The 20,688-nt window shown below is 63.5% G+C and carries 21 protein-coding genes and 1 pseudogene; 11 read left to right on the top strand and 11 right to left on the bottom strand.

Annotated elements, in window-relative coordinates; all coding sequences use genetic code 11:
- Window positions 1–118 precede the first annotated feature (118 nt).
- Window positions 119–682: a peroxidase-related enzyme gene (locus ASD12_RS12970; protein WP_056586068.1), complete on the top strand. Its 564-nt coding sequence runs from the start codon at window positions 119–121 to the stop codon at window positions 680–682.
- 301 nt (window positions 683–983) lie between these two features.
- On the opposite strand, the gene ASD12_RS12965 is transcribed toward ASD12_RS12970, so the two are convergent.
- Window positions 984–1,598: a LysE family translocator gene (locus ASD12_RS12965; RefSeq protein ID WP_056586834.1), complete on the bottom strand. Its 615-nt coding sequence runs from the start codon at window positions 1,596–1,598 to the stop codon at window positions 984–986.
- Between the two features lie 397 nt (window positions 1,599–1,995).
- On the opposite strand from ASD12_RS12965, the gene ASD12_RS12960 reads away from it, so the two are divergent.
- Entirely contained in the window at window positions 1,996–2,622 is a 627-nt protein-coding gene (locus ASD12_RS12960; protein WP_056586065.1) for a DUF1062 domain-containing protein, read from the top strand.
- 61 nt (window positions 2,623–2,683) lie between these two features.
- Here ASD12_RS12960 and typA read toward each other — a convergent pair whose 3' ends face one another.
- The gene (gene typA, locus ASD12_RS12955) at window positions 2,684–4,513 is read right to left on the bottom strand and encodes a translational GTPase TypA (protein WP_056586063.1); all 1,830 of its coding nucleotides are present in this window, start codon (window positions 4,511–4,513) and stop codon (window positions 2,684–2,686) included.
- A gap of 197 nt (window positions 4,514–4,710) precedes the next feature.
- Between typA and ASD12_RS12950 the strand changes: the two genes are divergently transcribed.
- Complete coding sequence (locus ASD12_RS12950; RefSeq protein WP_244482832.1) at window positions 4,711–4,992, top strand: hypothetical protein; 282 nt, start codon at window positions 4,711–4,713, stop codon at window positions 4,990–4,992.
- Between the two features lie 48 nt (window positions 4,993–5,040).
- On the opposite strand, the gene ASD12_RS12945 is transcribed toward ASD12_RS12950, so the two are convergent.
- Together ASD12_RS12945 and ASD12_RS12940 are read right to left on the bottom strand one after the other, a co-directional pair.
- Window positions 5,041–6,615: an alkaline phosphatase gene (locus tag ASD12_RS12945; protein WP_056586831.1), complete on the bottom strand. Its 1,575-nt coding sequence runs from the start codon at window positions 6,613–6,615 to the stop codon at window positions 5,041–5,043.
- 145 nt (window positions 6,616–6,760) lie between these two features.
- A complete protein-coding gene (locus ASD12_RS12940) occupies window positions 6,761–8,044 on the bottom strand; it encodes an MFS transporter (protein ID WP_056586059.1) in 1,284 nt (427 codons plus the stop codon).
- A gap of 74 nt (window positions 8,045–8,118) precedes the next feature.
- Here ASD12_RS12940 and ASD12_RS12935 point away from each other — a divergent pair, with 74 nt between their 5' ends.
- Together ASD12_RS12935 and ASD12_RS12930 are read left to right on the top strand one after the other, a co-directional pair.
- On the top strand, window positions 8,119–8,736 hold the full coding sequence (locus tag ASD12_RS12935) for a TetR/AcrR family transcriptional regulator (protein ID WP_056586057.1): 618 nt from the start codon (window positions 8,119–8,121) through the stop codon (window positions 8,734–8,736).
- 45 nt (window positions 8,737–8,781) lie between these two features.
- Window positions 8,782–9,375 carry a hypothetical protein gene (locus ASD12_RS12930; RefSeq protein WP_056586055.1) on the top strand — a complete coding sequence of 198 codons (594 nt, stop codon included), beginning with the start codon at window positions 8,782–8,784 and terminating at the stop codon, window positions 9,373–9,375.
- Between the two features lie 9 nt (window positions 9,376–9,384).
- Here the strand turns inward: ASD12_RS12930 and ppa are convergent, their stop codons facing one another.
- The 6 genes from ppa to ASD12_RS12900 form a co-directional block, all read right to left on the bottom strand.
- Window positions 9,385–9,918, bottom strand: a complete 534-nt coding sequence (ppa, locus tag ASD12_RS12925; RefSeq protein WP_056586053.1) for an inorganic diphosphatase — start codon at window positions 9,916–9,918, stop codon at window positions 9,385–9,387.
- Between the two features lie 112 nt (window positions 9,919–10,030).
- A complete protein-coding gene (locus tag ASD12_RS12920; RefSeq protein ID WP_056586049.1) occupies window positions 10,031–10,537 on the bottom strand; it encodes a GNAT family N-acetyltransferase in 507 nt (168 codons plus the stop codon).
- A 118-nt stretch (window positions 10,538–10,655) separates the two neighbouring features.
- Entirely contained in the window at window positions 10,656–11,294 is a 639-nt protein-coding gene (locus tag ASD12_RS12915) for a TPM domain-containing protein (protein ID WP_056586048.1), read from the bottom strand.
- Window positions 11,295–11,302: 8 nt separating this feature from the next.
- Window positions 11,303–12,127, bottom strand: coding sequence for a YgcG family protein (locus ASD12_RS12910; RefSeq protein WP_244482844.1), 825 nt, complete (start codon window positions 12,125–12,127; stop codon window positions 11,303–11,305).
- Window positions 12,128–12,188: 61 nt separating this feature from the next.
- Entirely contained in the window at window positions 12,189–13,019 is an 831-nt protein-coding gene (locus ASD12_RS12905) for a YgcG family protein (protein ID WP_082525400.1), read from the bottom strand.
- Between the two features lie 18 nt (window positions 13,020–13,037).
- A complete protein-coding gene (locus ASD12_RS12900; protein ID WP_056586043.1) occupies window positions 13,038–13,676 on the bottom strand; it encodes a LemA family protein in 639 nt (212 codons plus the stop codon).
- A gap of 163 nt (window positions 13,677–13,839) precedes the next feature.
- Here ASD12_RS12900 and ASD12_RS12895 point away from each other — a divergent pair, with 163 nt between their 5' ends.
- The 6 genes and pseudogenes from ASD12_RS12895 to ASD12_RS12870 all read left to right on the top strand — a co-directional run bounded on the left by ASD12_RS12895 (window position 13,840) and on the right by ASD12_RS12870 (window position 19,164).
- Window positions 13,840–14,091 carry a hypothetical protein gene (locus ASD12_RS12895; RefSeq protein ID WP_056586825.1) on the top strand — a complete coding sequence of 84 codons (252 nt, stop codon included), beginning with the start codon at window positions 13,840–13,842 and terminating at the stop codon, window positions 14,089–14,091.
- A 13-nt stretch (window positions 14,092–14,104) separates the two neighbouring features.
- A complete protein-coding gene (gene pdxY / locus ASD12_RS12890) occupies window positions 14,105–14,989 on the top strand; it encodes a pyridoxal kinase PdxY (RefSeq protein WP_056586041.1) in 885 nt (294 codons plus the stop codon).
- Window positions 14,986–15,794 (top strand): annotated as a pseudogene (locus ASD12_RS12885) (DUF429 domain-containing protein). Before pdxY ends, ASD12_RS12885 begins: the two are co-directional and overlap by 4 nt.
- Before the next feature lie 145 nt (window positions 15,795–15,939).
- Window positions 15,940–16,584 (top strand): carbonic anhydrase, encoded by a 645-nt coding sequence (locus ASD12_RS12880; protein WP_056586039.1) that lies wholly within the window; start codon window positions 15,940–15,942, stop codon window positions 16,582–16,584.
- Window positions 16,581–17,015 carry a hypothetical protein gene (locus ASD12_RS12875; RefSeq protein ID WP_056586034.1) on the top strand — a complete coding sequence of 145 codons (435 nt, stop codon included), beginning with the start codon at window positions 16,581–16,583 and terminating at the stop codon, window positions 17,013–17,015. Before ASD12_RS12880 ends, ASD12_RS12875 begins: the two co-directional genes overlap by 4 nt.
- A gap of 94 nt (window positions 17,016–17,109) precedes the next feature.
- Window positions 17,110–19,164 (top strand): M3 family metallopeptidase, encoded by a 2,055-nt coding sequence (locus tag ASD12_RS12870; protein WP_056586032.1) that lies wholly within the window; start codon window positions 17,110–17,112, stop codon window positions 19,162–19,164.
- A 42-nt stretch (window positions 19,165–19,206) separates the two neighbouring features.
- Here ASD12_RS12870 and ASD12_RS12865 read toward each other — a convergent pair whose 3' ends face one another.
- Entirely contained in the window at window positions 19,207–20,682 is a 1,476-nt protein-coding gene (locus tag ASD12_RS12865) for a M81 family metallopeptidase (RefSeq protein WP_056586029.1), read from the bottom strand.
- Between the last annotated feature and the right edge of the window lie 6 nt (window positions 20,683–20,688).

The following is a 20,688-nucleotide window of genomic DNA, read 5'->3' as shown; positions in this document are numbered from 1 at the left end:
TCAATGCTTTTACCACTATGGTAGCAGATGACCGCTGTTTGGCGACAAAGGTTTGACGGCTTGCAAAGAAATATCGGAATTCGGCAACAAGGCATCGCCCAACGAGGAGAAATGACCCATGACCGGCAAAATCACCGCGCTTGACCTTGGCCAGGCGGAGCTGAGTGAGGCGACAAAAGCCTATTTCGCCAAATGCGAAGAGAAGCTCGGCCTGGTTCCCAACGTGTTGCGCGCCTACGCCTTCGACGAGAAGAAGCTGCGTGCTTTCACCGACATGTACAATGATCTGATGCTGGGTGATTCCGGCCTGTCGAAGCTGGAACGCGAGATGATCGCGGTCGCCGTCTCCTCGATCAACCACTGCTATTATTGCCTGACCGCGCATGGCGCTGCGGTGCGTCAGCTGTCCGGCGACCCGGCGCTCGGTGAAATGATGGTGATGAATTTCCGCGCCGCCGAGCTTTCGCCGAAGCAGGCGGCGATGCTCGAATTCGCCGCCAAGCTGACGGAGGAGCCGGCGAAGGTCGTCGAGGCCGACCGGGCGGCACTGCGCAAGGCCGGTTTCACCGACCGCGACATCTGGGACATCGCCTCGACCGCGGCCTTCTTCAACATGTCGAACCGGGTGGCCGCGGCAATCGATATGCGGCCGAACGACGAATACCATGCCATGGCTCGGTGAGGCTCGGCAGCTGGAATCCAGCCAGGCCTTATATTAGCAATTTCGCATTCTCGTTACTTGTTTGCCGGTTTGGTCCGATGATCGGCAGGCGGCGTGACCGCAAGCCGGCAGTCGAAGACCGTCTTGCCGAAGGCAAGATCGAGAACATGGCGGCAGCAACCCGACCGGCGGCTATTCGATCATCGAGGCAAAGGACATCGATGACGCTGCCAGCAAGACTAGGGACTGTCCGATTCTGATGGAGCCGAACTGCAACGTCGAGATCGCGCCGATCATCAATATGATGGGCGGACGCTTCGGCTCAGGACCGCGCCGCGATGGCCGCTGCCGCGCCGGCCATGGTCGTGGCGCTGAGGCGGTTGGCGATCTTCATGGCGCGCTTGCTCTTCAAAAGCTTGCGCGCCTGTGATGCAGCGAGCACCCAGGCGAGATCGATGGCGACCAGCACCACGGCCATTGTCGCCGTCAGCTCGACCCAGCCGACGATGCTGACCGAAGCAAGGTCGATGATGGTCGGCAGCAGCGCCAGGTAGAACATCATGATCTTGGGATTGCCGAGCGTCACCGCCATGCCGGCGAAGAACAGCTTTGTCGGAGAATCCTCGCGCGGCATCTCGCCCTCTTTCGCATCGACGGGGGCGGTCCACATCTTCCAGGCGAGGTAAGCGAGATAGGCAACGCCGACCCATTTCACGACTACGAAGGCGAAATGGAAGGTCTGCGCTACGACGGCCAGCCCTAACACCGCCAGCGACAGCCAGATGCCCTCGCCGATCCACATGGCGAGCAGAAACGGGAACACGTCGCGAAAGCCTTTCGCGATAACGCGCGCGACGAGGGCCGCGATCGACGGACCGGGTGAACCGGCGGCAACGAACAAAGCGCCGGCGAAGATGAGGAGCGAGGTGTGGTGCATGGCCAGGGTCTCTGGTTGAAAACCTTCGATATCAGACATTAGCGCAAGTGGCTCGGCTGCGGTAGCACCGACAAAAAGGCGCTTGTCGGTCCGGCATCCCGCGGCTAGAGAGGTCGCCGCGAAACAATTTTGAGCTTCACTTTGCCTACGTAATCGCCGGTCTCGTCAACTCCCCCGACACACTGCACAACACCGCATTCGCGGTGTCTGTTTTCATGTTCATGTGTTCTTCTGGGCGGCGGTTCGAGACCGGTTTGGCACTGCTGAACCGCTGTCGCGCGCTTTCCGCCCGTGACACCTGATTTCCAAGAACCGCAGCCTCTCGCCACGCCGTGCCCGCATGGGCATCTCGACATCGCCGACCTGGCGAACTTCCCGACGGGAAGGGCTTATCGGCATGTCTGGAATTCTGCGTATCCATTGGGCAATCGCGCCCAAGACCGCACCTCGACCGCTCATCAACTGCAATCGCTGCGGCACTGTGAAGGCCTATTGCAGCAGCGGAAAATTCCGCGTCAACGCCAATGGCAAGCGTATTGATGTGTGGCTGATCTATCGCTGCACCGACTGCAACAATTCCTGGAATTTCGACATTTTCGAGCGCTGCAACCGCCGCGACATCGAGCCTGCCTTGCTACAGGCGCTCGAAAACAACGATCCGGCACTCTCCCGCCGCCATGCTTTCGACGTGGTTGCGCTGCGCAGCCGGGTGGGACATGTCGAGGAATTCCCCGACGTCGCCGTGCACAAGCGCAGGCTCGGCGACACCAGGGAAGCCGCGACCGTGCTGGAACTCCAGCTTGGACTCGAAATGCCGACGTCGCTCCGGCTCGATCGTTTGCTCGCCGGCGAACTCGGCATCTCGCGATCACGGCTTCAAGCGCTGGAAGAGAAACGATTGCTGATCCTTGGCCGGGACGGGGCGAAGGCCCTGCGCAAGCCGGCCCGCGAGGGCATGACGATCCACATCGATCTGTCCGGCGAGGTCGATCGGCAGACCATCATCGCGGCTGCCGGTGGGTGAACGAAAAGGGGCGGAGCACTGGTTTGCTCCGCCCCTCTCGGCTGTTGGAAAAATAGCGAGCTTACGCCGCGCCGACCGCCTTGGCTGACTTCTCGAAGCGCTTGCGCTCGTTCGGATCGAGATAGAGCTTGCGCAGACGGATGGTCTTCGGCGTCACCTCGACCAGCTCGTCGTCCTGGATCCAGGCCAAGGCCTTCTCCAGCGTCATGCGAATCGGCGGGGTCAGCTTGACCGCCTCATCCTTGCCGGCGGCGCGGATGTTGGTCAGCTTCTTGCCTTTCAGCACATTCACTTCGAGATCGTTGTCTCTGGAATGGATGCCGATGATCATGCCCTGATAGACCTTGACGCCGGGATCGATGACCATCGGACCACGGTCTTCAAGGTTCCACATGGCATAGGCCACCGCCTCGCCCTGCTCGTTGGAGATCAGCACGCCATTGGTGCGGCCCGGCAATTCGCCCTTGTAAGGCTCATAGGCATGGAACAGCCGGTTCATCACGGCGGTGCCGCGCGTGTCGGTCAACAGTTCCGACTGGTAGCCGATCAGGCCGCGCGTCGGCGCGTGGAAGACGATGCGCTGGCGGTTGCCGCCGGACGGACGCAGCTCGACCATCTCGGCCTTGCGCTCCGACATCTTCTGCACGACGATGCCGGCATGTTCCTCGTCGACGTCGATGACGACTTCCTCGACCGGCTCGAGCAGGTCGCCGTTCTCACCCTTCTGCATGACGACGCGCGGACGCGACACGGCGATCTCGAAACCTTCGCGGCGCATCGTCTCGATCAGCACGGCCAGCTGCAATTCGCCGCGGCCGGAGACGAAGAACGAATCCTTGTCCGGCGATTCCTCGATCTTCAGCGCGACATTGCCTTCGGCCTCGCGCAACAGACGGTCGCGGATGACGCGGCTGGTCACCTTGTCGCCTTCGGTACCGGCCAGTGGCGAATCGTTGACCAGGAACGACATGGTCACGGTCGGCGGATCGATCGGCTGCGCATGCAGCGGCTCGCTCACCGCCGGATCGCAGAAGGTGTCGGCGACGGTGCCTTTCGACAGGCCGGCAATGGCGACGATGTCGCCCGCCTGGGCTTCCTCGATCGGCTGGCGTTCGAGGCCGCGGAAAGCGAGTATCTTGGAAATACGGCCGGTTTCGACCAGCGTGCCGTCATGGTGCAGCACCTTGACGGGCTGGTTGGACTTCAGCGTGCCGCTCTCGATGCGGCCGGTGATGATGCGGCCGAGGAACGGATTGGCTTCCAGGATGGTGCCGATCATGCGGAACGGTCCGGGATGCACGGTCGGCGCCGGCACATGCTTGATGACCAGGTCGAACAGCGGCGCCAGGCCCTGATCCTTGGGGCCTTCCGGATTTTCCGAAACCCAGCCGTCACGGCCTGAACCGTACAGAATCGGGAAGTCGAGCTGGTCGTCGGTGGCGTCGAGCGCTGCAAACAGGTCGAACACTTCGTTGACCACCTCGACATGGCGGGCGTCCGGGCGGTCGATCTTGTTGATGACGACGATCGGCTTCAGGCCGACCTTGAGTGCCTTGCCGACGACGAATTTGGTCTGCGGCATCGGCCCTTCTGCGGCGTCGACCAGCACGATGGCCGAATCGACCATCGACAGGATGCGTTCGACCTCGCCACCGAAATCGGCGTGGCCAGGGGTGTCGACGATGTTGATGCGGGTATCCTTCCAGTCGACCGAGGTCGCCTTGGCAAGGATGGTGATGCCGCGTTCCTTTTCGAGGTCGTTGGAATCCATGGCGCGCTCGGCGACGCGCTGATTGTCGCGAAAGGAGCCGGATTGCCGGAGCAATTGGTCGACAAGGGTGGTTTTTCCATGGTCGACGTGCGCGATGATCGCGATATTACGGATTTTCATGTTCTGGTCTCGGAAGCGTTGCAGGCAGCAGGCCAAAAGGCGCTGCCTCTTTCGGTTGCGCGGCTCATACAGGGTTTTTCGCAGTTGCGAAAGAGGAGGCGCGACACCAAATACTCATCAAATCTTAAGCATCTGCGTGTGAGATGGTTTTGTTAACCAAGGCGGGAACCTTTCAGGGCCCGGGCAGTTCGAACGTCATGACCGATAGACTCAACCGATTCTGGCCGCTCATCGCGTCCGTTGCCTTCGCCGTCCTGCTGGCCGCAAACGCCGCGCAGTCGGCCGCGACGCAGAAGGGCGCGCGCGCAGTTGTGCAGTCCGACACGCAGACCGCCGAGCAGATCTTTGCCGATGCACCGGACGGCGTAGACCCGATGGTGACCGGCCCGGTCAGCGCCGCCTTCAAGCAGAGGCAGGTCAGCGCCAACTGCGACAGCGCCGTGTGGCCTAATATTCCGATGGTCTGCTACCCGGACTAAGACGCCGCGCGCCCTGGACGCGCGACACCTTTCCAACAGAGCGCGCGCTTACGCCGACCGCACCGGGTCGAGCGTTACCTTGTAGAGCTCGTTGTCGTCGCGATCCATCAACCGCACGGTCATCTGCTCACTGGCACCGTTGATGTCGACAAGCCCGAAGAACTGCAGGCCGGCCGATGGCGGCAGGTTCTGGCCTTGCTCGGCGCTCGGCGCCTTGATGAACTTCAGCTCCGGGCCGAACGTCGTGTCGAAATCGTTCGGGCCGAACGTGCCGGCATGGATGGGACCTGAGACGAATTCCCAGAACGGATTGAAATCCTGGAACTGCGCCTTGTCCGGGTTGTAGTAGTGCGCAGCCGTATAATGCACGTCGGCGGTCAGCCAGACGGTGTTGCTGATGCCGGCATTCTTGATGAAGCGCAGCAGGTCGGCGATCTCGAGCTCGCGCCCTTTTGGCAAGCCATTGTCGCCATTGCTGACCGCTTCGGCGCCGGCCTTCTTGGCGCCATCGTCCCAGACGACGAGGCCGAGCGGCATGTCGGCGGCGATGATTTTCCAGGTCGCCTTCGAATTCGCCAGTTCGCGCTTCAGCCATTTCGTCTGCTGTTCGCCCAGCATGCGCGATTGCGGCGTCATCTCATCCTGCATGCCAGGACCGTTGGGGCCGCGATAGGAGCGCATGTCGAGGAAGAACACGTCGAGCAGCGGCCCATAGGCAATTTTGCGATAGACGCGGCCGGGCTCGGACGGTTCGTAGCGGATCGTCGTCATTTCATGGAAGGCGCGCGCCGCGCGGGCCGCCAGCACGTTGATGGATTTCTCCGTGTAGCGATTGTCGGCGCTGAGATCCTTCGAATCCGACCAGTTGTTCAGCACTTCGTGGTCGTCCCACTGGTAGAAGGTCGGGCAGATGGCGCTCAGGCCAAGCACGTTCCTGTCCATCATGTTGTATTTCCACTGGTCTCGGTATTCGTCCAGCGTCTCGGCGACCTTGCGCTTGCCGTTGATCAGCACGACGTTCTTCCACTTGCCGCCGCCGGGCAGGTCGACCTCGTCCTTCATGGCGCCGTCGGCATAGATGGTGTCACCAGAATGCAGGAAGAAGTCGGGCGTGTGCTTGCCGATCGTGGCGTAGGTCTTCATGCCGGTCTCGTCGATGCCCCAGCCCTGGCCGGCGGTGTCGCCTGACCAGGCGAAGCGGATGTCGCGCTTCGAAGCCGGCGCCGTCCTGAAGCGCCCGGTGATCGGCTCGGAAACGGCATTGATGTCGGCGAGATCGGCTGATGTCATGCGGTAGAAGATGTCCTGATCGGAAGCGAGGTCGGTGAGCAGCCGCTTGACCGTGTAGTCGCTGGCCGGCGAGGTATCGAGCGGCGCCAGGCGTGTCGCATTGGCGAAATTCTCCGTCGACGACACCTCGAACATGACGCGCGACGGGCGGTCGGTGCGCGTCCACACCATGCCGCTGGTTGCGTCGACATCGCCTGACTGGACGCCATGGGTGAAGGCCGGCCGCTGGTTGGCACGCGAATAGTAGGGCAGCGCCAGGCTCGAAACGCCGGCCAGGCCGACGGCGCTGGCGGAGGTGACGAAGGCGCGTCGGGTCATCGAGAGCTTGTTCACGGCTGTCTCCTGGATCGCTTGAACGGTGCCACCAAGGTCCAGCGTCAATGTTTCAGGCGTATCTCGGGATGATGAAGTTTTTCTGACGATTAACAGGCGGGTGATCTCCCCCTCGAGGGGGGAGATTAGCGCTCGACCGCCGCGCCTACGCCGCCTGCGGCTCCGCCTCGAATGCCGGCTTGCTGGTGTTGATCAGCAGCGAGATACACGCCGCGGCAATCGCCGTCATGCCGGCAATCAGGAAGGCCAGCTCGTAATTGCCCTGCAACTCGCGCATGGTGCCGCCGAAGGCGGCGGCGGTGGCCGCACCGATCTGGTGGCCGGCGACGATCCAGCCGAACACGATCGGCCCGCTGCGATCGCCGAACGCCTCATTGGCGAGCCTCAGCGTCGGCGGCACGGTGGCGATCCAGTCGAGGCCGTAGAGCACGGCGAAGATGATCAGGCTGGTCGCCGAGAAACCGGAATAGGGCAGATAGATCAGCGACAGGCCACGGATGCCGTAATAGACGCCGAGCAGCTTGCGCGGGTCGAAACGGTCGGTGAGCCAGCCCGACAATGTGGTGCCGATCAGATCGAAAATGCCCATCATCGACAGAAGGCCGGCGGCCTGCACCTCGCCGATGCCCATGTCGCCGCAGAAGGCGATCAGGTGCGTGCCGACCAGACCGTTGGTGGTGAAGCCGCAGACGAAGAAGGTGGCGAACAGATACCAGAACACCCTTGTGCCGGCGGCGCGGCGCAGCGTCGAGAACGTATGCGCGAGGAAATTGCCCTGTGAAGCGGGCGGGGCCGGCGGCACGTCGTCGGCCTGGGCGCCATAGCGCACCATGCCGATCGAAGCCGGCCGCTCCGGCACCAGCAGCCAGACCAGCGGTATCAGGGCCGCGGTGGCGATCGCCACCGCAACGACGACAGGTTGCCAGCCGCCCGACTGCGCCAGCGCGGCGATCAGCGGCAGGAACACCAGCATGCCGGAGGCGCTGGAGGCCGACATCAATCCCATGACAAGGCCGCGATTGGTCTTGAACCAGCGATTGACGATGGTGGCGCCGAGTACGCTGGCGACAGCGCCGGAACCAATGCCCGAGAACACGCCCCAGGTGATGAACAGGTGCCAGGGCTTGGTCATCAGCAGGCTGAGCGCGGTAGAGCCCGACATCACCACCAGCGAGGCCAGCAGCGTGCGGCGCAGCCCGATCCGCTCCATCAGGGCTGCGGCAAATGGCCCCGTCAGGCCGTAAAGCAGGATGCCGACACCGGCGGCCAGCGAGATGATGTCGCGCCGCCAGCCAAAACTGTTCTCGAGCGGCAGCATCATGACGGCGGGAGCGGACCGCAGGCCGGCCGCGACCAGCAGGCAGAGGAAGATGACGCCAACCACGACGAAAGCGTAGCGCTGGCCAAATGGGCGGGATTGAGCTATCATGTTACTGACCGGTACGTTGCAGGGTGGGAGCATGTATACGTACCGATCGGTAACATTGTCAATCGAGTCACGCGATGCCAACGGACAAAAATATTGATCTGACCATCAGCGACGGTCATGCATCGGCGCCGCCGAAGGCCGCCAAGAAGATTCTCGATGTGGCCTATGACTTGTTCTACCGGCGCGGCATCAGGGCGATCGGCGTCGACGAGATCGTCAAACGGGCCGGCGTCACCAAGCCCAGCCTCTATCGCAGCTTTCCCTCCAAGGACGAGTTGGCCGCTTCCTATCTCAGGCAATACGATCTTGAATACTGGGAGCGTTTCGACGAGGCGGTCGCCGCTCATCCCGGCGACCCGCGCGCGCAGATTAAGGCGTTCCTGACCCGCATCGGCAAGCGCACCCAAGTGGCGGACTATCGCGGCTGCGGCATGACCAATGCGGCGGTCGAATATCCCGACCACAACCATCCCGCCCGCGTGGTCAGCGAGGCCAACAAGCAGGAATTGCGCCGCCGGTTGCGCGGGATGGCCGTTGCGATGGGCGCACAAGACCCTGACACGCTCGGCGACGGCCTGCTGCTCCTGATCGAAGGGGCCTATATCAGCGGTCAGTTGTTCGGGCTCGGCGGCCCGGCACAAGCGGTCGCCCGCAACGCCGATCTGCTGATTGAAGCCAGTTTGAAGAAATAGCGTTTGGCGCTACGCTGCAATGGCCTGCAACGGAGACGTCCCGCGATGCGTAGCCTGCTGATTCCGCTCATTCTCGCCGGCTTCTGCCAGACTGCACACGCCGATGGCATTGCAAGCGCCTATACCGAACTCGACTCGAAGAAGGACTGCGTGACCTACGCGCAGGCCGAGGAAGGCGACGGCGACTGGGCCGAACTCGCCTGTTCGGGCTATCGCGGCTATCCCGTGCTGATTGCCTATGACGACGCGCGTGAACCGCTGTTCTACGGGTTTCCGCCCGGCGGCGACATGACGACGGTGTGGGAGAGCTTTTCCGGTTTCAATTCATCCGGAGCCAAGATCGAATGGCGCATCGAGACCAAAGGCGACAAGGCCGTGCCCTTTGCCGCGATCCATCGCCGCTCGATCAGCAATCCCGAGGGTGAGAACAAGCCGACCGAAGTACTGCTCGTCGCCAAGGTCGGCCAGATGGAAGCTCGCGACGGCTGCACGATCGGCCTGGTTCTGGCCACCGGCAATCCCGCCGCCAACGATCAGGCACGCAAGCTTGCCGACGACAAGGCGCGAACCTTCGCCTGCGGCAAGGACAGGCACACCGTCATCGGCAACGTGCCGGCCTTCGGCCGGGTCGATAACTGACCGGTCCGGCTACTTGCTCGCCTTGGCCCGCGCGATCGCGTCGACGATCATCTTCTTGGCATATTTGGAATCGTGCCAGCCTTCGATCTTGACCCATTTGCCGGGCTCGAGATCCTTGTAGTGCTCGAAGAAGTGCTGCACCTGCTGGCGTGTGATGTCGGGCAGTTGCGTGTATTCGGTGACGTTCTCATAGCGCAGCGTCAGTTTCGGTGACGGCACGGCGATGATCTTCTCGTCCTGGCCGGCATTGTCTTCCATGATCAGCACGCCGATCGGCCTCACATTGATGACGCAACCCGGCACCAGCGCGCGCGTGTTGCAGACCAGAACGTCGATCGGATCGCCGTCGCCCGACAGCGTGTGCGGCACGAAGCCGTAATTGCCGGGGTAGCGCATCGAGGTGTGCAGGAAGCGGTCGACGAACAGCGTGCCGGCCTCCTTGTCCATCTCATACTTGATCGGCTCGCCGCCGATCGGCACCTCGATGATGACGTTGACGTCCTCAGGCGGATTCTTTCCGCTGGCTATGGCTTCGATGCGCATGGCTTTGTCCCTCTTTTGATGAGAGATCGATAGCGGGCGCTGCCGCGCGGCGCAATGCGGCGAATGGTGCTGGGTGCGATCGGAAGACGCGAGTGGCCGAAAGGCCGGTCTGTCATTCCCAGACGAAAGCGACCTTCTTCAGCGCCTTCTGCTCGAAGATCTCGACGCCCTCGGCGACATCGCGGCCGCCGGCGCCGGCGTAGAAGGCAAGCGCGTTCTGGTTGTCTTCCAGCGCCCAGACCACCATGCCTTTCAGCCCGTGATCGGCCAGACGCGCCCTAGCTGCCGCAAACAGCCGGCTGCCTAGCCCGATGCCCTGATATTCAGGGCGCAGGTACAATTCGTAGATTTCGCCTTGCTGGCGCAGTTCGCGGGCGCGGTTCTTGCCGATCGTCGCATAGCCGGCGATCTTGCCGCCGATTTCGACCACCAGAACGGTGGCGGCGCGGCGAATCGCGTTCGCCCACCAGTCGGCGCCGCGACGGTTGATCATCGATGTCAGCGTACGGTGCGGAATGATGCCGGAATAGGCGCCGCGCCAGGCCTCCAGATGCACCTCGGCGATGGCACTGGCATCGCGCGGGTCGGCCTTCCGGATGTCGATGGTCAGCGTATTCATGATTTGTTAACCATAAACCCGCATCGCCCGATTGCAAGAGTCCGGGCGGCCTGCCGACCGCTTTCTCACAGGCGATCACCGCCTCGGTGAGATGCCTTCAATACCTCTTCGGAAGGGCTTAGATTTCGACGAGATGATCGTCCACCTCGTTGCTGTCGCCCGCCGTGACCGGGAAATGCTCGGTCAGCACCGCGCCCACCTGCTCGATCGCCTTGACGAAGCCGTCGGCAAGCCGGTCGTCGCCGGCATGCGCGGTAAGGTCGCGCACGACGCCGTCCCAGACATCCTGGCCGACCTTGGCATCGATGCCCGAGTCGGCGACCACTTCGGCATAGCGTTCGGCGATCGAGACGAAGATCAGCACACCGGTGCGCGCCGTGGTGCGGTGGACATTGCGGGCGAGGAATTGCTTGATCGCATTGGCGTGCGCGGCCTGATAGCGCAGCCGCCCCGGCACCAGATGGATGCGCAGGCCGGGCTGCACCCACAACAAGGCCAGCACGCAGGCCAGTGCCAGGAGTTGGGCGAGGACGAAATGCGGCAGCCGGATCGACAGCCACCAGGCCTCCAGCCCATAGCCGACGGCCAGGCTGACGATCAGCATGCCTACGGTCGCCATGAAAGCGGCCGGGAAGAAATACCCGTCGCTGGCATGCGCCACGACGCAGTAGATCTCGCCGTCGGTTTTCGATTCGGCGGAGCGGATCGCGGCTGCGATGCGCTCATGATCCTGCGGGCTGATTGGTCGTGTTGCCATGATCTGTCTCACCAGCTTCCTGAAGAACCGCCACCACCGGATGAGCCGCCGCCACCGGAAAACCCGCCACCGCTGCTTGACCCCGAAGACCAGCCACCACCGGAGCTTCCCGACGACCAGCCGCTGCCTGACGACGAACCCGTTGTCCAGCTGCTGCTGCCCGACCTGCTCGGCCCGCGGCCGTAGCGAAATGTCATCCCCAACCATTTGTACACGCCTGGCGACAGCTTTGTGCCGAACATCGGCGGCAGGAATGCCATCGCCATGCCGCCGAAGAACATCGTCGCCCACAGGATCAGGAACACGGCGACGATTGGGTCGATGGACGTGCTGTCATCGGCGGGATTGCGCTTGCCCCGCGCTTCCAGTTCTTCCGGATTGCCTTCCAGCACCATGACCATGTCGTCGACGGCCTTGGCTATGCCGCCGGAGAAATCGCCGGCGCGGAACGCCGGCACCATGTCGTTTTCAATGATCAGCTTGGTGTGCAGGTCGGTCAGCGTGCCTTCCAGCCCGTAGCCGACCTCGATGCGCATCTTGCGATCGTTCGGTGCCACCAGCAGCAGGACGCCGTTGTTTTCGCCAGCCTGGCCGAGCTTCCAGAAGCGGAACAGCCGGTTGGCGTAAGGTTCGATCTCCTCGCCATCGAGACTGGGGATCGTCGCGACGACGATCTGGTCGGAGCCTTTGGTCTCGAAGTCAGCAAGCTTTTGCGTCAGCGCTGCCTTGGTCGCGGCGTCGATGATGCCGGCATTGTCGACGACACGGCCGGTCAGGGCCGGCAAGTCGGCGGCGTAGGCCATGAAGCAGGAGAACAGCACGGCCACGGCCATCAGGACAGCTGTGGCGAAGCGGCGAGGTCTCATCAAGCTGATGGTGCGTAACGTCATGCCATCACCAGCTTCCCGACGAGCCGCCGCCACCGGACGAACCGCCGCCGCCGGAAAAGCCGCCACCGCCGCCGCCCGAAGACCAGCCGCCGCCAGAGCTTCCCGACGACCAGCCGCCACGGGGCGACCGCCGGTTTGGCTCGAAGGTCATGCCGAGCCAGCGATAGCGGCCGGGACCGAGCTTCTGGCCGAAGATCGGCGGCAGGACGGAGACCGCGATGCTGCCGAAGAAGATGATCGCCCAGATGCTGATGAAGACGGCGAAGAACAGGTCGTCGGAATTGAAGGGGGCCTGCTGGTTGCGCTCGCCGCGCGCCTCCAGCTCCTCCGGATTGCCTTCCAGCACCATGATCATGTCGTCGACGGCCTTTTCTATGCCGCCGGAGAAATCGCCGGCGCGGAAGGCCGGCACCATGTCGTTTTCGATGATCAGCTTGGTGTGCAGGTCGGTCAGCGTCCCCTCAAGACCATAACCGACCTCGATGCGCATCTTGCGGTCGTTTGGTGCAACCAGCAGCAGGACGCCGTTGTTTTCCTTCGCCTGACCGAGTTTCCAGAAGCGGAACAGTCGGTTGGCGTAAGGCTCGATCTCTTCGCCGTCGAGGCTGGGGATCGTCGCGACGACGATCTGGTCGGAGCCTTTTGTCTCGAAGTCGGCGAGCTTTTGCGTCAGGACTGTCTTGGTCGCCGCATCGATGATGCCGGCATTGTCGACGACACGACCGGTCAGCTCCGGGAGATCGGCGGCGAGGGCCGAGAACGGCAGCACAAGGATGAGGAGCACGACGGCGACAAGACGAATGACGCGTCGCCCCCTATCGGCCTGCAAGATCACGACGTTTGGCCCCGACGATCACCCGCCCTGCTTCGTGCCGAAATCGACCTTCGGCGGCTGCATCTTGTCTTCATCGACGGTGAAATTGGCGAACGGCTCGTTGCTGCGGAACCAGAATGTCGCCCACAGCACCGACGGGAACGTCTTCAGCGTCAGATTGTAGTCCCTGACCGCCTGGATGTAGTCGCGCCGCGCCACCGCGATGCGGTTCTCGGTGCCTTCGAGCTGCGCCTGCAGCGCCAGGAAATTCTGGTTGGCCTTGAGGTCGGGATAGGCTTCCGAGACCGCGATCAGCCGCGACAGCGCGCTGGTCAACCCTGCCTGGGCGTCCTGGAACTTCTTGAGGGCTTCGGGATCCTTCAGCGTTTCCGGCGTCACTGTGATCTGTGTGGCCTTGGCGCGGGCTTCGACCACCGCGTCGAGTGTGTCCTTTTCGTGCGAGGCATAGCCCTTGACCGTCTCGACCAGGTTGGGGATGAGGTCGGCGCGGCGCTGATACTGGTTCAGCACCTCGCTCCATGCCGCCCTGGCGTTTTCCTCCGCCGTCGGGATGGTGTTGTAGCCGCAGCCGGCCAGCAGCGGCAGCACGATCGCCATCACCAGGAAGGCGGGCAGCGTGCGGAACATGGACGGTGAGGCAAGGCGCTGGGCAAACATGATGGGGTTCCTCGGTAGAAGTTGCGTGGCAAGCATTACCACAATCAGCGCGCAAGAAAACCGCCCGACCGGCAGCCGTTTGCCTGGCACGCCCGATGCCGTTGCAAGGCCCTGTGATTGGCCGCGCGAACGCGATAAGGTCCGGGCAAAACGGGACATCATCATGGCGGAACGCCAGGACAGCGAGAAGGAATCGCGCCGTATCCTCGAGCGCGTTGCGCGCGAGACGGATCCGGCCGGCAACTCGCTTGTGGCGCGGGCCACGAAAGGCCTGCACGATCACGTCACCGCGGCCGATGCCGATCGTGCTGATCCGATCGAAGTCTGGGGCACTCGCATTGGCCGGACACTCGGCCTGCTGCTGGCGCTGGGCCTGATGATCTGGCTCGTGCTTTACGTCATCCGGGGCAGTTAGGAATCAAGCAACAATGAGCGCCGAACAAACCGACGCGCCGCGTGCGGTCATCGTCATTTCCAGCCATGTCGCGCGCGGCTCGGTCGGCAATCGTGCCGCCGTCTTTGCCTTGGAGACCCTGGGCTTCCCGGTCTGGGCGGTGCCGACGGTCATCCTGCCCTGGCATCCCGGCCATGGGCGGGCGACGCGCATCGTACCACCGCTCGATCAGTTCAAGGCGTTGATGGCCGATCTCGAGCGCGCGCCATGGCTGGGCGAGGTCGGCGCCGTGCTGTCCGGATACCTCGGCGAGGCCGGTCAGGCCGAGGCCGTCGCCTCGCTGGTCGCCGCAGTGAAGGCAAGGACACCTGACGCCATCTATATCTGCGATCCGGTGATGGGTGATTCGGGCGGCCTCTATGTGCCGGAGCCGACCGCCATCGCCATGCGCGACCGGCTGATGCCGATCGCCGACATCGCCACCCCCAACCGCTACGAGCTGGAATGGATGGCCGGCGCCCCGTTGCCCGACCTGAAATCGGTGATCGCGGCGGCGCTCCATGCCGGGCCATCGACCATGCTGGTCACCTCGGCGCCGTCGATGGTGTCAGGCGGCACCGGCAACCTGCTGATCGACGGCAACCAGGCGCTACTCGCCGAGCACCGCCTGATCGACAAGCCACCGAAGGGCCTGGGCGATCTGACGGCGGCCGTCTACCTGGCACGCATCCTGTCGGGCCAGCCGGCGATCAAGGCGCTGCAGTCGACCACGGCGGCGGTCTACGAGATCCTGGCGCGCACAGCCAAGCGCGGCGGTGACGAACTGCAGCTTGAAACCGATGCCCCGAGCCTGTCGCACCCGATGGCGATGGTCCAGCTGCGCCACCTCACGCATCCGGGGCGGGACCGCCGGGCGTGACATCGACCGAGACCGTGCTGGTCGGCGTCGACGGCTGCAAAGCCGGCTGGATTGCCGTGCGGCGCGAACCCGGTTCGACACTTCGTAACCCCGGTTCGACACCTCGTAACCCAGGTTCGACACCCTCCGTCGCTGTCTTTGCCAGCTTCGCCGCTCTGCTTGCGGCACTTCCGATGACGCGGTTGTTGCCGTCGACATGCCGATCGGCTTGCCCGAGTTTTCGAGCAAAGGCGGGCGCGGCCCGGAGGCGCTGGTGCGGCCGTTGCTTGGGGCACGCCAATCCAGTGTCTTCTCGATCCCCTCCCGCGCCGCGCTCTATGCCGACACCAACGACTTCACCACCATCGAAGCCTGGTATGCCGCGCACATCAGGGCAAGCGAGGTGGCCAAAACCACATCCGACCCGCCGCGCGGCGTTTCGATCCAGGCATTCGGTATTTTTGCCAAGATCCGCGAGACCGACGCCCTGCTGATCGCGCGACCCGATCTACGCGGCCGTGTGTTCGAATCGCATCCGGAAGTCGCCTTCTGCCGGCTGAACGGCGACCAGGCCATGCAACTGCCGAAGAAGATCAAGGGCAGCGTCAATCCGGCCGGCATGGCGGAACGCAAGGCGCTGCTCTGCCGGCATGGCTACGAGAAGGGCTTTCTCGACCAGCCGCCGCGCGGTGCCGCCGCCGATGATTTCCTTGACGCAGCCGCAATGATGCTGATCGCCGGTCGCATCGCCAGCGGTGAGGCACGGCCGTTTCCCGACCCGCCGGCCCGCGACGGTTTTGGCATTCCCATTGCCATCTGGGCGTGAGCATGGCCAAGGCTGCGCCTGATGCATGGCATTTATAGCCAGCCCTCATAATTCTGCATTGCTCGCAACGGGCTTTTACGGTTAGAGGCTCTTTTGACCGCAACGAGCTGCCGCCTCCAACCCGGAAAGGCTCCAGACGCCACCCATGTCCCACCTCCCAGAACATCTTCTCACCGGCTACCGCAATTTCATGAGCGGCCGCTATCTCACCGAGAGCGGACGCTACCGCGAGCTTGCCCGCGAAGGCCAAGCCCCGGAAACGATGATCGTTGCCTGCTGCGATTCCCGTTCGGCGCCCGAAGCGATCTTCGATGCGGGGCCGGGCGAACTCTTCGTGCTGCGCAATGTCGGCAATCTGGTGCCGCCCTACGCGCCGGACGGCGAATTCCATTCGACCTCGGCGGCGCTTGAATTCGCCGTGCAGAGCCTCAAGGTCAAGAACATCGTCGTCATGGGCCATGGCCGCTGTGGCGGCATCCGCGCCGCGCTCGACACCAATTCCGCGCCGCTGTCGCCCGGCGACTTCATCGGCAAGTGGATGAGCCTGATCGCACCGGCCGCCGAAACCGTGTCCTCCAGCACCTTCATGACGGCGACGGAGCGCCAGACCGCGCTGGAGCGCATCTCGATCCGCTATTCCATCGCCAATCTCCGGACCTTTCCCTGCGTCTCGATCCTCGAAGGCAAGGGACGGCTGTCGCTGCACGGCGCCTGGTTCGACATTTCGACCGGTGAACTCTGGACGATGAACAAGGAGACCGGCGATTTCGAACGGCCGGAGCTGGGATGAACACAGCGGCGCGCAAGGTGGCGAACATCCGGTCGATCGTTTTCACGGCGGCCGCGCTGCTGGTCGCGATTATTGCCGCCCGCGCCGATGACCGCGCCATCATCAGCCGCTGGTATTCGGCACTGCTGGTCGCCGACCGCACCGAACTGTCCGACCTGCTCTCCGATGATGTCCGCATCAAGCTGGACGACCTCGGCATCGTGCAAAGCAAGCAGGAATTCATCGCTTCTATCGACGAATGGAAAGGTGCCGTTGCGGGTGCTGCGATCCGGCACCGGATCGAGAAGAGCGAAGGCGGCGTCACCACGGTGGTCGCCTGTTACGATTTCCCCAACAACGACATGCTGATGCAGGAAACCTTCGCGGTGACCGACAACCGCATCACCGCCAGTTCGCAAGCGGCAATCGCAGAGAACTGCGACGGCTTCTGAGGCGGATATCGGCCAACCGCGATATTGCGAGTCCGCCGGCCGCGCCCTACATCGGTGGCGGCCCACCCCTGCCTTCTCCAGCGAAAGACTGTCCATGCCTTCCACAAAAGCCGTCGACCTATCCACCCATCCGCTGACCGCGTGGCGTGGGCCGCTCGGCCTGCCCGATTTTGCCAGCATTGGCGACGGCGACTTCTCCCCGGTCTTCGATGCGGCGCTGAAGGCGCATGAGGCCGAGATCGAGGCGATCGCCGGCAACAAGGATGCGCCGACGATCGAGAACACGCTTGCCGCGCTGGAGCTCGGCGGCGAAGCACTCGATCGTGTCTCGTCGATCTTCTGGTGCCGCGCCGGCGCCTACACCAATGACACGATCCAGGCGCTAGAGCGCGACATCTCGCCGAAAATGTCCAGGCATTTCTCGGCGATTTCGATGAATGAGCAGCTGTTTGCCCGTATCGACGATCTCTACCAGCGCCGTGAGAGCCTGAAGCTCGATGCCGAGACCCTGCGGGTGCTGGAAAAGACCTGGAAGGGCTTTGTCCGATCTGGCGCCAAACTCGACGCCGACGGCAAGAAGCGGCTGGCCAAGATCAGCGAGGAGCTGTCTTCGCTCGGCACCAGCTTTGGCCAGAATGTGCTGGCCGACGAGCGCGACTGGGCGCTGTATCTCGACGAGGCCGACCTTGTCGGTCTGCCGGATTTCCTGAAAAGCTCGATGGCCGAAGCCGCCGAAATGCGCGGCCAGAAGGGCCGCTATGCCGTGACCCTGTCGCGCTCGATCTATGAGCCGTTCTCGACCTTCTCCGAACGTCGCGATCTGCGCGAGATCGCCTTCCGCGCCTTCACCATGCGCGGCCAGAATGGCGGCGCCACCGACAACACATCCGTCGTGCGCGACATGCTGCGCCTGCGCGCCGAAAAGGCAAAGCTGCTCGGTTACGCCTCCTTCGCCGCGCTGAAGCTCGACGACACCATGGCCAAGACACCGAAGGCGGTGCACGCGCTGCTTGATCCGGTGTGGGAGAAAGCGCTGGAGAAGGCGGCCGCCGACCAGACCGACCTGCAGCGGTTGGCCACCGCAGCCGGCAGCAATGAAAAATTCGCCGCCTGGGACTGGCGCTTCTACCAGGAGAAACTGCGCGCGGAGAAATTCGCCTTCGACGAGGCGGAGCTGAAACCCTATTTGCAGCTCGACCGGATCATCGACGCCTGCTTCGATGTGGCGACACGGTTGTTCGGCATCACCTTCGAGGAGAAAAAAGGCATCGCCGCCTGGCATCCGGATGCCCGCGTCTTCGTGGTGAAAAATGCCGACGGCAGCGAGCGCGGCCTGTTCCTTGCCGACTATTTCGCGCGGCCGTCAAAACGCTCCGGCGCCTGGATGAGCGCGCTGCAGTCCGGCTATAGGTTGGGCCACGGCTCGAAACCGGTGATCTACAACATCATGAACTTCGCCAAGCCGCCGGTGGGCGAGCCGGCTTTGCTGTCGGTCGACGAGGCGAAGACGCTGTTCCACGAGTTCGGCCATGCGCTGCACGGCATGCTGACCGACGTCACCTGGCCGTCGGTCGCGGGCACCTCGGTCAGCCGCGATTTCGTCGAACTTCCCTCGCAGCTCTACGAGCATTGGCTGACGGTGCCGGCGGTGCTGGAAAAGCATGCTTTGCATGTGAAGACGGGCAAGCCGATGCCCAAGGCGCTGCTCGACAAGATGCTGGCGGCGCGCACGTTTGGCGCCGGCTTCGCCACCGTCGAATTCACCGCCTCGGCGCTGATCGACATGGCCTATCACGCCCGGCCGGATGCACCGGAGGCGCCGCTTCGTTTCGAAGCCGAAACGCTTGCGAAGCTGTACATGCCGGACACAATCGCGATGCGCCATCGCACCCCGCATTTCGGCCATGTCTTTTCCGGCGACGGCTATTCGGCCGGCTACTATTCCTACATGTGGTCGGAAGTACTCGATGCCGACGCTTTCGCCGCCTTCGAGGAAACCGGCGACCCCTTCAATCCGGCGCTGGCCGAGCGGCTGCGCAAGAACATCTACGCCGCCGGCGGCTCGAAGGACCCGGAAGAACTCTACACCGCCTTCCGCGGCAAGATGCCGTCGCCCGAAGCGATGATGGCCAAGCGCGGGCTGGTGTAGGGCCAGCCTTTCCCTTCCTCCCCTGTGGGAGAAGGGAAAGCCCTACACCTTCCATGGATCAGCCACCCGCGGCCAGATCGGCCGCTTCAGCTTGGTGTAGTTGGTCACCGCCGGATTGCTGGGATACGAACTCGGCGCCGAGACATAGATGATCTCGGCGGCGATCGGCTCGAAGCCGGCATAGAAATGGTTGGTCGACTTGATCAGCAGGATATCCTTGCTCATCGGATCGACGCCGATGTTGGAAAAGATATCCGGCTCGAAGGTCTGCGTGCGATTGGTGTTGAGGATGATGTCGACCTCGGTGCCTTCGAGGCGGACCAGCGCCGTCGGCCCGAGCGTCACCCGGCTTGGCCCGAAACTTTGCCAACCCTCCGGAACCGCCTTGAGCACGCGCACGCGCGCGTCGATCGGCTCGCCTGCCTGCGGCCCGGCCTTGCCGCCGAAGCGCAGGTCGATGATGGCACCCTCGCCCGCGGCCAGGCAGAAGGTGACCGCGATCGGATCCCAGATCGTCGCAACGCCGAATTTGTCCAGGCCACGCGCCAGCATATGGCGCAGCACAAAGGTGCCGTCGCCGGGGACACCGCCGCCGGGATTGTCCCAGATATCGGCGATGACCACCGGCTTGCCCGGATTTTGCGCGCGCACGGCCAGCGCCCGATCGATGCCGTCGGCGGCGCTCAACATGGTCATCGCCGTCTTTTCGCGCAGCGCGTAAAGCTCCCGCCCCAGCCGTTCCGCCAGCGCGGCGCCCTTGGCCTTGTCATTGTCGGTGACGACCAGGATGCGCGTGCCCATCTCGGGCACGTCGGCCGCCATGAAGCCATGGATGACCGAGACCGACAGCACCCCGTCCTTGCCGTGCAACGCCTTGATGCGGTCGACGAAGGAGCGCATCGGCTCGCGGCTGGTCGGCAGCACCTGGATCATGCGGCAGTCGAAGGTCGAGATGACCGGCTTGATCTCGCCGCGCGCCGCGGCGAGGCCAAGCGCGACGACATGCTCGCCGCGCTCGTAGAAATCGGTGTGCGGGAATTCGAGGAAGTAGGCGAGGATGTCAGAGGCCGCCACGCGCTTCGGCGTCAGATGGCTGTGCGGATCGAGTTCAACCGCGATCACCACGTCCGGCCCAATCATTGCGCGAACCCGTTCGAGCAGGTCGCCTTCGCAATCGTCATAGCCTTGCGCCACCATCGCGCCATGCAGGCCGAGGATGACGGCATCGACTGGCAGCGCTGCCTTCAGCTGGCCGAGAATCTCATCGCGCAGCGCCTCATAGGTCTGCCGCTGCACCAGGCCGCCCGGCTCCGCCCAGGTGGCGGTGCCCTCGATGACGTCAAGCCCTTCGGCCACGGCACGCCGGCGCAGCGCCACCATTGGCGAGGAGCACAGCGTCGGCGTTTCCGGATGCTTGCCTGGCCCGGCATAGAAAGCCATCTCGAACGAGGCCCTATCGGTCGGCACCGGCGAGAAGGTGTTGGTTTCTGTCGCCAGCGAGGCGGTGAAGATGCGCATGAAAGC

This window comes from Mesorhizobium sp. Root102 (assembly GCF_001425625.1).
Lineage (GTDB): Bacteria > Pseudomonadota > Alphaproteobacteria > Rhizobiales > Rhizobiaceae > Mesorhizobium.
This window is presented reverse-complemented; position numbering and strand designations above follow the sequence as displayed.

Bases quoted from the DNA above. Each gene is read 5' to 3' on its own strand.
- ASD12_RS12970 (WP_056586068.1), top strand. From the start codon at position 119: ATGACCGGCAAAATCACCGCGCTTGACCTTGGCCAGGCGGAGCTGAGT.
- ASD12_RS12965 (WP_056586834.1), bottom strand. From the start codon at position 1,598: ATGCACCACACCTCGCTCCTCATCTTCGCCGGCGCTTTGTTCGTTGCC.
- ASD12_RS12960 (WP_056586065.1), top strand. From the start codon at position 1,996: ATGTCTGGAATTCTGCGTATCCATTGGGCAATCGCGCCCAAGACCGCA.
- typA (WP_056586063.1), bottom strand. From the start codon at position 4,513: ATGAAAATCCGTAATATCGCGATCATCGCGCACGTCGACCATGGAAAA.
- ASD12_RS12950 (WP_244482832.1), top strand. From the start codon at position 4,711: ATGACCGATAGACTCAACCGATTCTGGCCGCTCATCGCGTCCGTTGCC.
- ASD12_RS12940 (WP_056586059.1), bottom strand. From the start codon at position 8,044: ATGATAGCTCAATCCCGCCCATTTGGCCAGCGCTACGCTTTCGTCGTG.
- ASD12_RS12935 (WP_056586057.1), top strand. From the start codon at position 8,119: ATGCCAACGGACAAAAATATTGATCTGACCATCAGCGACGGTCATGCA.
- ASD12_RS12930 (WP_056586055.1), top strand. From the start codon at position 8,782: ATGCGTAGCCTGCTGATTCCGCTCATTCTCGCCGGCTTCTGCCAGACT.
- ppa (WP_056586053.1), bottom strand. From the start codon at position 9,918: ATGCGCATCGAAGCCATAGCCAGCGGAAAGAATCCGCCTGAGGACGTC.
- ASD12_RS12920 (WP_056586049.1), bottom strand. From the start codon at position 10,537: ATGAATACGCTGACCATCGACATCCGGAAGGCCGACCCGCGCGATGCC.
- ASD12_RS12915 (WP_056586048.1), bottom strand. From the start codon at position 11,294: ATGGCAACACGACCAATCAGCCCGCAGGATCATGAGCGCATCGCAGCC.
- ASD12_RS12910 (WP_244482844.1), bottom strand. From the start codon at position 12,127: ATGGCCGTGGCCGTGCTGTTCTCCTGCTTCATGGCCTACGCCGCCGAC.
- ASD12_RS12900 (WP_056586043.1), bottom strand. From the start codon at position 13,676: ATGTTTGCCCAGCGCCTTGCCTCACCGTCCATGTTCCGCACGCTGCCC.
- ASD12_RS12895 (WP_056586825.1), top strand. From the start codon at position 13,840: ATGGCGGAACGCCAGGACAGCGAGAAGGAATCGCGCCGTATCCTCGAG.
- pdxY (WP_056586041.1), top strand. From the start codon at position 14,105: ATGAGCGCCGAACAAACCGACGCGCCGCGTGCGGTCATCGTCATTTCC.
- ASD12_RS12880 (WP_056586039.1), top strand. From the start codon at position 15,940: ATGTCCCACCTCCCAGAACATCTTCTCACCGGCTACCGCAATTTCATG.
- ASD12_RS12875 (WP_056586034.1), top strand. From the start codon at position 16,581: ATGAACACAGCGGCGCGCAAGGTGGCGAACATCCGGTCGATCGTTTTC.
- ASD12_RS12870 (WP_056586032.1), top strand. From the start codon at position 17,110: ATGCCTTCCACAAAAGCCGTCGACCTATCCACCCATCCGCTGACCGCG.
- ASD12_RS12865 (WP_056586029.1), bottom strand. From the start codon at position 20,682: ATGCGCATCTTCACCGCCTCGCTGGCGACAGAAACCAACACCTTCTCG.